The sequence below is a fragment of the Nitratidesulfovibrio liaohensis genome (genome assembly GCF_011682075.1).
Classification (GTDB): Bacteria; Desulfobacterota; Desulfovibrionia; order Desulfovibrionales; family Desulfovibrionaceae; genus Cupidesulfovibrio; species Cupidesulfovibrio liaohensis.
Map to the genome: position 1 here is coordinate 1 of NZ_VSMK01000036.1, position 8853 is coordinate 8853.

At 64.5% G+C, this 8853-nt stretch carries 9 protein-coding genes; 4 read left to right on the forward strand and 5 right to left on the reverse strand.

Going from position 1 to position 8853, the window contains the following annotated elements; genetic code table 11:
• Positions 1 to 162: 162 nt before the first annotated feature.
• The 3 genes from thrB to rplM form a co-directional block, all read right to left on the reverse strand.
• Positions 163 to 720 (reverse strand): homoserine kinase, encoded by a 558-nt coding sequence (gene thrB, locus FVW27_RS01675; RefSeq protein WP_167122185.1) that lies wholly within the window; start codon positions 718 to 720, stop codon positions 163 to 165.
• A 271-nt stretch (positions 721 to 991) separates the two neighbouring features.
• Entirely contained in the window at positions 992 to 1384 is a 393-nt protein-coding gene (rpsI, locus tag FVW27_RS01680; protein WP_007522928.1) for a 30S ribosomal protein S9, read from the reverse strand.
• 22 nt (positions 1385 to 1406) lie between these two features.
• Positions 1407 to 1841 carry a 50S ribosomal protein L13 gene (gene rplM, locus FVW27_RS01685; protein WP_167122187.1) on the reverse strand — a complete coding sequence of 145 codons (435 nt, stop codon included), beginning with the start codon at positions 1839 to 1841 and terminating at the stop codon, positions 1407 to 1409.
• 508 nt (positions 1842 to 2349) lie between these two features.
• Here rplM and FVW27_RS01690 point away from each other — a divergent pair.
• The gene (locus tag FVW27_RS01690; RefSeq protein ID WP_167122188.1) at positions 2350 to 3621 is read left to right on the forward strand and encodes an HD domain-containing protein; all 1272 of its coding nucleotides are present in this window, start codon (positions 2350 to 2352) and stop codon (positions 3619 to 3621) included.
• Between the two features lie 513 nt (positions 3622 to 4134).
• Positions 4135 to 4632 (forward strand): CBS domain-containing protein, encoded by a 498-nt coding sequence (locus FVW27_RS01695; protein ID WP_007522922.1) that lies wholly within the window; start codon positions 4135 to 4137, stop codon positions 4630 to 4632.
• 325 nt (positions 4633 to 4957) lie between these two features.
• Here FVW27_RS01695 and FVW27_RS01700 read toward each other — a convergent pair whose 3' ends face one another.
• Both FVW27_RS01700 and pyk read right to left on the reverse strand, forming a co-directional pair.
• On the reverse strand, positions 4958 to 6013 hold the full coding sequence (locus FVW27_RS01700; protein ID WP_167122190.1) for an HD domain-containing phosphohydrolase: 1056 nt from the start codon (positions 6011 to 6013) through the stop codon (positions 4958 to 4960).
• 161 nt (positions 6014 to 6174) lie between these two features.
• Positions 6175 to 7587, reverse strand: a complete 1413-nt coding sequence (gene pyk / locus FVW27_RS01705) for a pyruvate kinase (RefSeq protein WP_167122192.1) — start codon at positions 7585 to 7587, stop codon at positions 6175 to 6177.
• A 557-nt stretch (positions 7588 to 8144) separates the two neighbouring features.
• Between pyk and mraZ the strand changes: the two genes are divergently transcribed.
• Together mraZ and mraW are read left to right on the forward strand one after the other, a co-directional pair.
• Positions 8145 to 8594: a division/cell wall cluster transcriptional repressor MraZ gene (gene mraZ, locus FVW27_RS01710; RefSeq protein ID WP_167122195.1), complete on the forward strand. Its 450-nt coding sequence runs from the start codon at positions 8145 to 8147 to the stop codon at positions 8592 to 8594.
• A 42-nt stretch (positions 8595 to 8636) separates the two neighbouring features.
• Positions 8637 to 8853 (forward strand): 16S rRNA (cytosine(1402)-N(4))-methyltransferase (gene mraW / locus FVW27_RS01715; protein ID WP_208294565.1); only part of this gene is annotated, 217 nt, incomplete at its 3' end.

Below are 8853 nucleotides of genomic sequence, written 5' to 3' on the forward strand. Positions count from 1 at the left end.
GGCCCTTGCGGCCACCCTTTGCTGCCGGTTGGCCCGGCTGGGGCTGGGCCGCAGTGTTTGGTGCGCCCGGTACGGCGGCGGTGCGGCCAGCCGCGTTCAGTGCGGCAGCCATGCGCGATGACGCGAGGGGAGCAGGCTTGCGGCCAGGCTTGCTGGTGGACATTATGCCTCCCCTCCGGTCAGCCATGCCACGATGCGCGCGGCGCATCCGCCGGGTGACAGCGCATCGGCGGCCACGGTGAAGCTGGCATAGCGGCGATACAGCGCGATGCGTTCGTTGTACAGGTCCTCTATGGTCTGCCCCGGCGCGATGGCCAGCCCCCGGTCGGGGTTCATGGCGATGCGTTGCAGGATCAGCGGCAGGGAGACCTCGAGGTAGACCAGCGGCCCCAGCGCGGCCAGGTGGGCCATGGCCTCGGGGCGATAGACCACGCTGCCGCCGGTGGACAGCACGGTGCGCCGCGCGCCGATGCGACGGATGACCCCAGCCTCCACGTCCAGGAAGCTTTCCTTGTCCATGGAATCGGCCACGGCTTGCAGCCGGGTTCCATAGGTTGCCTCGATGAGGTTGTCGGTGTCCACGTGGGCCCAGCCAAGCTGCAGGGCCAGTTCGCGGCCCACGGTGGTCTTGCCTGCTCCGGCCATGCCGATGATGCTGACGCACCCGTCGGGGGCGATGCGAGCCGGGTCAAGGGTGAGGAGCGGATCGGGAGTGGTCATGTGAAGTCCTGTGGCGAATCGTGTGCGCTGTCTGGACGAATGCGGGCGGCTCCGTGATCGGAAAATCCTTGCGGCGCAGGCCCGGCGCGACTGCCTGTGTAGTCGGCGGCGGCGTGCGGTGTCAACTGGCACCGGGCATGGCCGGGAAGGGGGGGGACGTCGTACGTTGCGCGTTGATGCGTTGTCCCGGCTTGACCCGCGCGACCGTGCCAACGCAAAAAGGGCAGGCCCGCCGAGGCGGACCTGCCCGAAAGGCAGCGAATGGAAGCGATTAACGCTTGGAGTACTGGTACCGGGCGCGGGCAGCGCGCTGGCCGTACTTCTTGCGTTCCTTCTTGCGGGCGTCGCGGGTCAGGAAACCGGCGCGCTTCAGGGCTCCGCGCAGTTCCGGCTCGACTTCGAGCAGGGCGCGGGAAATGCCGTGGCGCACCGCTTCGGCCTGGCCGGTCACGCCGCCGCCGCAGACGTTGACCTTGATGTCGAAGCGTTCGACGTTCTTGGTCAGCACCAGGGGCTGGCGGATGATCATTTGCAGCGACTTGCGCGGGAAATAGTCTTCGAAGGGGCGACCGTTCACCACGATCTGACCGGAACCTGCGTACAGGCGGGTACGGGCCGTGGCGGTCTTGCGGCGACCGGTACCGTAGTTGAATTCGTTGGCCATGATTCTCTCCGGCTCGATCTGGTTAGTACTTGATGGCGAGCTGCTGCGGGTTCTGGGCGGCATGCGGATGCTCGGGGCCAGCGTAGACCTTGAGCTTCTTCAGCATGGCGCGGCCAAGCCGGTTCTTGGGCAGCATGCCCCGCACGGCGTTCATCAGCACGCGTTCCGGATGGGAGGCGAGCAGCTTCTCGAGGGTGATCTCGTGAAGACCGCCGACATACCCGGAGTGACGGTAGTATTTCTTGTCGGCAAGCTTGTTGCCGGTGACCTTGATCTTTTCGCAGTTGACCACGACGATGAAGTCGCCGTTGTCCATGTGCGGGGCGAACTCGGGCTTGTGCTTGCCACGCAGGCGATGCGTGATCTGGGTGGCAAGGCGGCCGAGAACCAGGTCGGAGGCATCGACCACGAACCATTCGCGGTTGATGTTCTCGGGCGTGGGGCTGAACGTTTTCATCAGAGCGTACTCCTGTGCGAGCTCGAAAGAACGGTCTATGTATTGGGTTCCCCGCCCCTTGTCAATAGAAAAAGGGCGTGGAAACGCGCGACGGACGATGCCGCCCCCGCAGGGTGGCATCATGCGTGCGATGCTTGCCGTACCGGTCTGGACCGGATGGGCCGGGGTGCCTTTCGCCTGCGGTCAGGCTTTGTGCGGGCAGTCCCGGTGCAAGTCGCGGAAACGCAGGGGGTTCGCCTGGCGGTCGTCCACACTTCGGTCCCACTGGCGCGCCTAACGGGGCGGCGGGCCTGGGGAGCGGACGACTGGCCCCGCTTGATGGCGCCGAAAGCGGCGGGCGGGGCGGCACCGGGCAGGCGCCGCAAGAAACACCGTCGGAAGGTTGGCTTGGACCGTCCGGAGGGCGTATGTGGCGTGAACCCGAAGCGTATCGCTTCTAACCCTTGAGATTTACACCATGACCGCATACATTGCCAAGAGATTTTCTTGAACACCCTCGGGAGGACCCATGCCCAGCATTCGCAAAAGCCTGCTCCAGTTCGTCTTTTCCGGTGCGTACATGAAGCGGTGGAACGACAAGCTGCGGCCCGTGGAACTGATGGAGGTGGACAAGCAGGCCCACAAGATGATCGTGGCCTGGCTGCTGCTGCAGCTGAATACTCGCGGCATGCCCGCCGAAGAACGGCTGCGACTTGGGGCCGAAGTGGTGGAGGGCGGGCTGTTCGACTACTTCTACCGGTTGGTCATCACCGACATCAAGCCACCGGTGTTCTACCGCATAAAAGAGAACGAGGCCCATTACAGCGAACTTACCGAGTGGGTGGCGGAAGAACTGGAACACATCGTGCGCCCGCTGGACGAGGATTTCTGGCAGCGCCTGCTGACGTACATCCGCCGCCGCGAAAAGAACACCCTGGCCGACCGCATCCTGACCGCCGCGCACCTCTACGCCAGTGGCTGGGAATTCAACCTCATCAAGCCGCTGAACACGTTCGACGACGAGATGCCGGACATCGACGGCTCGTTCCAGACCCGCCTGACCGCCATGGCCGACCTGGCCGGGGTGCCCGAACTCATCGGCGGATCCAGCAACGCGCTGGGGCGTTTCGCCAACCTGTGCGGGCAACTGCGCTTTCAGAAACGCTGGTCCCAGACCCCGCGCATTCCTGAAACCTCGGTCATCGGGCACATGTTCATCGTGGCCTGCTATGCCTATTTCTTCAGCATCGCCGTGGGTGCCTGTCCCGCCCGGCGCCTGAACAACTTTTTCTGCGGCCTGTTCCACGACCTGCCGGAAGTGCTGACCCGCGACATCATTTCGCCGGTGAAGCGCTCCGTGAAGCAATTGCCCGAACTCATCCGGCAGTATGAAGAGCAGGAAATGCAGGAGCGGGTGTTCTCGCTGCTGGACAAGGCGGGCTACGGCGACGTGGCCAGCCGCCTGGGCTACTTCCTGGGGTTGGCCACCGGCTCGGAGTTCGACGAGACCGTGCGCGAACCCGCTCCCGACGGCGCACCGGCTGGGACGGCGGCCGTGGTCCGCAAGGTGACCTTCGACGAGTTGCAGTCTTCCTGCAACATCGACGCTCTGGATCCCAAGGACGGCCGCCTGGTCAAGGCCTGCGACACCCTGGCCGCCTTCATCGAGGCGCACACATCGGTGCGCAACGGCGTGACGTCCAGCCATCTGCAAGAGGCCATCGCGCGGCTGCGCGGCGAGTACCGCCGGGTGACGCTGGGGCCGTTGCATGTTGGGGCTCTTTTCGCCGATTTCGACTAGGCGAGGCCCGTGCAGGGTGGCTTTTGCCCTCTGCCAGCGTCAGAACTCCGTTTCATTCCGGTCGAGTACCACAAAAGTACACTCCCTTCATGGAACGGCGTTCTTCCTTGGCAGAGAACAAAATCCCCACCTGCACGGGCCTCGCCTGTAGCGTTGGCGTGGGCGGGGTTTACCTCTCTGTGCTCCCTCAAGCCGTGTTCTTCCTCGGCAGAAGCCAAAATGCGCTCTTGCGCCGACACCACCTGCTCGCCCGGTATGGTCACGGCTTCTCCTGACTTGCGGCAGGATGCCGCGCCAGATGTGCGGAGTGTGGTGACGTTCCCGCATCGCATCCGCCCGCAGGGCTTGTGAAAGAGAAGACAAGCGGGGCGAGTTTTGATAACGATGACGCCATGCCCCATCCCGGCCTGATTCCGTCGAGAGGCCGGTGCGGCCCCGGAAACTTCGCGAATGCTCCGCTGACGCTCCGGTCGGCCTGATGATGCCCACGAACACATTGCGAGGAGAGTATCGATGCTGTTGCGAAAGCGTGCCTGGGACATCGTGCGGGAGGAATTCCCCAAGCTGCGCGAGGACGATTCGCTGGCCGAGGCCATGCGCAAGCTCAGTTCCTGCGTGGGACCCGACGGCGGGGGCGGGGCGGGTTGCCTGTGCGCCCTGGTGTATGACGAGCGCGACATGCTGCGCGGTGCGCTTTCGGTGTGGGACACTGTGCGCTTCATGGAAGATTCGCTGCTGCGCAGCGGTTCGTTGCGCGGCATAGAGGAAGACGGCTTCGACCGCATCTACCGCAATGCCTGCAAGGTGGCCGGTTCCACCAAGGTGCGCGATGTCATGGACCGCGACATGACCCAGGTGGCCCCCGACGATCCGCTGCTGGTGGTGCTGGAAAGCTTCGTGAAGAAGGGGCGCAGTTACGCCGTGGTGACCGAGGCGGGCAAGGTGCTGGGCGTCATCATGATCAACGACGTGTTTCGCGAGATCAGCGGCGAGATCATCAGCCGCGCCTAGGGCCTTGTTGCCTTCGTGCGGCCAGGCATCGCCGCGTGCCGCGTGACCTCGCGTGCCGCATGCTCCGCGTGAGAGGCATGATTCGCCAAGGCCATTTGGCCCGCCTGTACTGACTGCGGTGCCTGTTTTACCAGTTCCCATCATTGCCGACCTGTTCCTGCCGATGCAAAAGGGCCGCTCCCGCAAGGGGGCGGCCCGTTTCTATCGTGCGGGGCGGAGAGGCGTGTGGGGGGGGCGCCTGCGGCGCAACGCGCGGAATGTCTGGCGGCCCGGCGTTGTCGTCAGGCTTGGCGCGATCAGGCCGGAGGGGTGTCAGGCCGGAACGTCATTCCCTGGCAGGGGCCCTGGCAGGGGCCTTGGCCGGGGCTTCGGCCTTGGGCTTGCCTGTGGTGCCAAAGGCGTTGGTCACCAGCGCATTGAGCAGCAGCGAGGTGTAGCGCGCATCGTAGCGCGCCTTGTCCGCCGCCAGTTCCTGAACGGCGGGCACCAGTTCCTTGGCCGGGGCGTGGGGGCGCGCGCTGATCATGGCCGAAAACGAATCGGCCACGGCGCAGATGCGGCCCAACCGGCTGATCTGCTCGCCCTTCAGCTTCTGCGGGTAGCCGGAACCGTCCAGCCGTTCGTGGTGTTCCAGGGTGCACTGGCGCAATTCGTCGAAAGCCAGCCCCATCTTGTGCATGATTTTGGCCCCCACCAGCGGGTGCAGGGGGATCTTGTCCTTTTCGTCGGGCTTCAGCGGGGTGGACTTGGACAGGATGAACGCGGGCACCTTGGCCATGCCCAGGTCGTGCAGCAAAAGGGCCAGCGCCGCCCGATCGAGGTCGCGGCGCTTCAGGTTGTCGCCCATGGAGGTGACCAGCAGCCACAGCCCCACCGAAAGGGTGTTCAGCGAGTGCTTGGCCAGCGAATGTTCGCGGTGCAGGCGGCGCATGAACTGTTTTACCCGGTGCTTGTCCTGCCACAGGTATTCGGTCAGTACCATCACGTCGCGGTACAGCACCTCGAACACCGGCTTCACCGGCTGGTCGATGAATTCGTTCACCCGCAGGGCCAGCGCCTGCTGGAAGATGTCGGCGACCTCGCCTTCCTTCAGGTTCTTGTCCACCAGCACCAGATCGAGCTGGTGCACGATGTGCTGCGAATAGATGGGATGGTCCGAGCGCGAGACGAACAGGTCGCCCGCCTCGCACATGCGCTGCACTTCTTCCACCTGTTCGTTGGTAAGCCGGGCCCCCTTGCGGGTATACGGCTGCAACTGCGCGATATCCTCGCGGAAGCGGAACAGATCCACCGGGGGACGGTATTTGGGAAAGCTCGACAGAATCTCCGTGCTGATCTGGTAGTATTCCTCGGAGATGTTGTCGGGGATGGTTGCCTTCACCGTGGGTAGCTCCCTTGTGGTGTTCGCGTGACGTGCCGTGTGCCGGAGCGCCCGGACCGTTCAATCCGCACCGCCCGCACCGCCCATTTCGCCCGTTCGGATGATCCAGGCCCATCGGGCCGTTCTGACGGTTGCCGGGCGGGACCGGACGGGGTCTTTCGTTATTTTCTGTAGATCTTCACCATGTTGGTGCCGCGCGGCTTGCGGCCCGCCTTGGGCTGCCCGGCGGTGATGACCACGTTGTCACCCTTTTCGAAGTCGGGCGCGGTATCCACGAAGCGCTCGGCCCGTGCCACGTGGCCGGGGATGTCCACCGGGATGTCCTGCGGCACGATGCCCCACGAGAAGTTCAGGGCGCGCAGGGCGGCCTGGTCGGGCGTCAGGGCCCAGACCATCTGGCGCGGCCGACGCGACGAGATGAGCCGCGCGGATGCGCCGGTCATGCTGTGCGAAACGATGCCCTTGGCGCCGGTTTTTTCCGCCAGCAGGCAGGCGGCGTAGGCCAGGAAGTCCGCCGTGCCCTTTTCGTCTGCCGGTTCGGCAAGACGCTGCGTCTCGAAGTGCAGTTCTTCCGCCTTGGCAGCGATTTCCTTCATGAATTCCACGGTCTCCACGGGAAAGTTGCCCATGGCCGTTTCTTCGGAAAGCATCACGCAGTCGGCCCCGTCCAGCACGGCGTTGGCCACGTCGGTGGTTTCCGCGCGGGTGGGGGAGGGGCTGTTGACCATGGACAGCAGCATCTGGGTGGCCACGATGACCGGCTTGGCCGCGCGGTTGCAGGCGCGGATGATGCGCTTCTGCATGGCGGGCAGGGCGGGCAGGGGACATTCCACGCCCAGGTCGCCGCGGGCCACCATGATCACGTCGGCCTCGGCCAGAATGTCGTCCAGACGGTCCACGGCGTTCTGGCGTTCCAGCTTGGCGATGACGGGAATGTGCTTGCGACCGCTGGCCGCGATGATCTCCTTGGCGTCGCGGATGTCTTCCGGCGTCTGCACGAAGGACAGGGCCACTGCGTCCACGCCCAGTTCCAGGCCGTCGGCCAGGTCCTTGCGGTCCTTTTCGGTCAGGGCGGGCAGCCGCACCGACTTGCCGGGCAGGGCCAGGCCCTTGCGCGAGGTGATGATGCCGCTGTTGTCGGCCTCCAGCTCAAAGCACCCTTCGGGCGCGGTGCCCAGCACACGGAACTGCAAACCGCCGTCGGACAGCACCAGCCGGTCACCGGCCTCCAGCCCGTTCAGCACCGGCTGATTGGTGAAGGGGATGAACGGCAGCACGGCGCCGGCAGGGGCCTTGGGGCCCAGCAGCACGCGGTCGCCCTTGCCTACGGAAATGGCGCCATCCGGAATTTCGCCGATGCGGATCTTGGGGCCGGAAAGATCCTGCAGGATGGTTACCGGGCTGCCGCATTCAGCTTCCAGTTCGCGCAGCAGACGCACCAGATCCACGAACATGGACGCGCTGCCGTGGGAAAAGTTGAGTCGAAAGATGCGCACTCCAGCGGTGATGAGGCGCGAAAGCACCTCACGCGAGCGCGATGCCGGACCTATGGTGGCGATTATCTTCGTTCTCATGATCCACCCCTGTGCAATAAGTTGTATCTTGTCAAGCCGTTTGTGCGTCGTGAAGGGGGCCGTCGGCCCTGCGGGGGCGCGTGGCGGATACCCCCGTATATCGTGCCGATACCCTTTGTGTCCTCATGCGTTTCGTAAAAATATCAGGGCAGGCCGGGGCAACGCATCACAAGGGGGAAGGGACGGGCCATCGGGTGCCCCGGAATGCCGTGCGGCAACGCACGCGTGGCTTTGCATGAGGGGGGTTGCGCGGCCTTTGGAGTGGGGCGCTTTGCCGATACATCTGTCTGAAATGACTTTTAATATCGATGGAGTCTCGTGCGGGGAAACTCCCGTTAGAAATTTTCTAGACTCTGCCGGAGCCCACGGCTTGACAGTGCCAAACATATCATAGAGAAAGTGGGAAATTGTGGTAAAAGGTGGTAGAGTCTCCAGGAAAAGGCCCCTTCCCTCCGATGAAACATCCCCCGGCGGTACGCGAGGGAAACGGTGGAAGCAGGGTCCGTAGTTTCGACACTCCGCGCAACAGCTTGAGATGACAGGCAAGTGGTGTTTTCATGTTGTTCAGAGGCCGTTCCCACCGCAGTCTCGACCCCAAGGGCCGACTGATGCTGCCGCCGGATTTTCGCGACATTCTCGTGTCGCGTGCCGATGGCGGCAAGCTGGTGCTGACCAGCTTCGACGACTGCGTCATGGGCTACCCCCTGCCCGACTGGGAAGACTTCGAGCGCAAGTTCTCCACTCTCAAGAACCCTTCACGCAAGATGCGCGACTTCCGCCGCCTGGTCATCGGCAGCGCCGAACTCATGGAACTGGACGGTCAGGGCCGGGTGCGCATTTCGCGTTCGCACATGGACTACGCGGGTATCACCAAGGACGTGGTGTTGCTGGGCCAGGGCAGCCGCTTCGAAATCTGGGACCAGGGCCGCTTCGACGGCATCGTGGCGCAGGACTTCGACGACGTGGCTGCGGAGTTGGCCGACAGTGGCATAGAACTTTCCCTTTAGGCCCGGCAGGGCACAGCCCCTCAATAACCACAGGACAACGCAATGACCGGCGCACCCGACTCCACCACACCGCAGGCCGCCTCCGTTTCCACGGAAGGGGCTCGCGCCGCCGCGCTGCACGTGCCCGTGCTGCTGGACGAGGTGTTGGAAGCGCTGGCCCCCCGCCCCGGCGGCCGATACCTGGACGGCACCGTGGGCCTTGGCGGCCACTCCGCCGCCATCATGGAGCGCATCGGCCCGGACGGCGAGCTGTGCTGCC